Here is a 2,634-nt window from a genome sequence, read left to right on the forward strand (position 1 = left end):
ATGGCTGATGGAAAGCTCTTTAAATACAAGGATGAATGGACTGATATCGAGACAGTTGAGTTATTACCATTAATATCAGGTCGATTCCGTAATGCACAAATATTAGAGGGTGTAGATGGTTACATTTATGGAAGTGTTGAAGGTAAGTTGTTCCGTGTAACAAAAGATAGTTTAAAAGTTGAATGGTTAAAGGATAAAGGAGTTTATGGACTGGAACAGGACTTAAACGGTAACCTCTATTACTACGATGGAAGTAATCTATGGAGATACACGATTGAGAAAAATCGTGGAAAACAAGCTGAATCAGCTGGGAAATGAAGGAGATTTAATTAAATGAAACGAAAATTGCTATACCTTGTTGTCGTTTTTGCAGTGGTCACGAGTTCACTATTCCAACCAAGTCAAGTAGAAGCGCAAGCAACGAAAGTGTATTGGGACGGTATTTTAATGGTTCCAGGTCAAGTGGGAAAAATTAAAGTAGTAAAACCGATCAACCTATGGAAACGAACATCAGATGGTTTAGTATTTGAGAGAATTCTAAAACCAGGAGAGCAATACCGTGTCTATCGCTATGACAATCTTTATGGTGGACAATATGGGCTTGGTGGCGGAATGTATATTACTAAAATGACGGGGTATGTAGATTATAAAACACCGTCTAAAGCTAAGCTTCGAGAATTGGAGAATGCTCAGGGTGGGTCAACAGTTACCCCCCCTGTAGGTACTCCTGCTTCTAACTTATTTCCAAAAGAAGCTATCCCTACTCTATCCATTGGTAAAGTAGCTGCTCAGGCTATTACTCAAATTGCTCCCGGAGTAAGAAAAAAACTGATAGACATTGATGGGGCACTAGGGGCTCAAAAGCTTTTTGTCATTGACTATGATGGAAAAACTTCCAATATTCAAATGAAGGCAGAGCTTGCGAAGGATCAAGTAGTTGGGTTTGAAACAACTTCCTCACAAGCAAATAGTGTTCCGCAAAATGATTCTTATCATGTCGTAGCAGGCGTTAACGGCGATTATTTTGATAAAACAGGTCAGCCAGTAGATTTAATGATGATTGATGGATCTATTGTAGCTACACCGCAAACTGCGTTAAGCGACTTAGCTGTACTTGGGATTACTTCTAATAAGAAAGCTATCATTGGTGCACCTCAAGTTTCTATGAACCTTTCTGTAAATGGGACATCCTATCCTATTAATTCGGTTAATAGAAAAAGATTAGCAGATCATCTAGTTGTCTATACTAGAGACTTTGCTCCAACAACAAGCACTAACGAGCTTGGCACAGAAGTTCGTGTGAAAATCGACTCAGGTAAGCTAAACGGTGGTGAAACACTTGCTGGTACGGTTACCGAAGTGATATCTGGTGTTGGAAATGCTGCTTTAAATACGAATGAAATTATTTTGTCAGGTCATCATTTTGCTAGCGATTTCCTAAAGGGAATTAATGTAGGTGACCAAATTGAAATATCTACTAAATTTACTCCAGCCGAATGGAATGATGTTCGAGAGGCTGTAAGTGGAAGATATCATTTAGTAAAAAACGGAGTACTACAAACGATTAAAGTAGCAGGTGTTGCACCAAGAACAGCTGTTGGAGTTCGAAAAGATGGTAGTCTATTCACTGCTGTAATTGATGGAAGAACTACTCAAAGTAAGGGGCTTTCCTTACAAAATACTGCAAAGCTGATGAAAGATCTTGGAGCTAACTATGCGATGACCTTTGATGGTGGTGGTTCCTCTACGGTAGTAGTAAGAGAGCTTGGTAACACAAAAGTGACGGTAGCCAATACTCCTTCCGATGGATACGAGCGCTCGGTAGCCAACTCACTACTCTTTGTGAGTACGTATAAAACAGGTCCTGCGGTAACTATTTCTCCAGCATCTAACGTACTTGAAGTATTTCAAGGGGCGACCTATACGAATCTATCGGTTCCTGTAAAAGGGATTGACCAGTATATGAACCCAGTTGCAATTTCAGGAAATGGAAAAGTTACTTCTACTATATTGTCTACTGTAAATGGTAAGCAGGTTGTCAATGCAAAACCAGGGACTTATGCAGGAATGGTTACTTATGAAGGTAAGACTACTAATATACAGTTGAGAGTAACAAACACGATAGACAGTATTAAAGCATCTGAAAATTATTTGCAATTAGCGAAAGGGCAAGCCGTTCAGCTTTCCGTAAGTGGGATTAAAAATGGACAAGCAGTTTTAACGGATGCTAGTGCATTTACATTTAGTAGTACTGTAGGTACTGTTCAAGCGAATGGTAAGTACACAGCACCAAACAAAGATGGAATTGGAACGATTAATGTAAAATACGGAAATAAGTCTTTAACTATTCCTGTCATTGTAGGTGAGGTCGCACCCACTATTTTAGAGTCATTTAACAAGGGTATCTTTAACTATGAAGCTACTAGTGACAAAGCTAAAAGTGTTTCCGTGACGTCCGTTGCTAATGATAGAGATGGGTCAAAGGCTATCAAGTTAACCTATGATTTTAAAGACACGACTGGTACTTCAGGAGCTTATATTAATGCTAAAACGAACCTTACAATTAGCACACCGTTAAAGAAAATAGGAATGTGGGTTAAAGGTGACGGTAAAGGTAACTGGTTAAGATCTCAA

At 39.0% G+C, this 2,634-nt stretch carries 1 protein-coding gene and 1 pseudogene; both read left to right on the forward strand.

From position 1 onward, the window contains the following. Positions 1–318 (forward strand): annotated as a pseudogene (locus tag AC06OU_RS06490) (WD40 repeat domain-containing protein); the annotation flags it as partial. 15 nt (positions 319–333) lie between these two features. Then, a partial coding sequence (locus AC06OU_RS06495; protein ID WP_475854763.1) for a phosphodiester glycosidase family protein occupies positions 334–2,634 on the forward strand: 2,301 nt, incomplete at its 3' end.

The sequence above is a fragment of the Psychrobacillus sp. genome, from assembly GCF_056205495.1.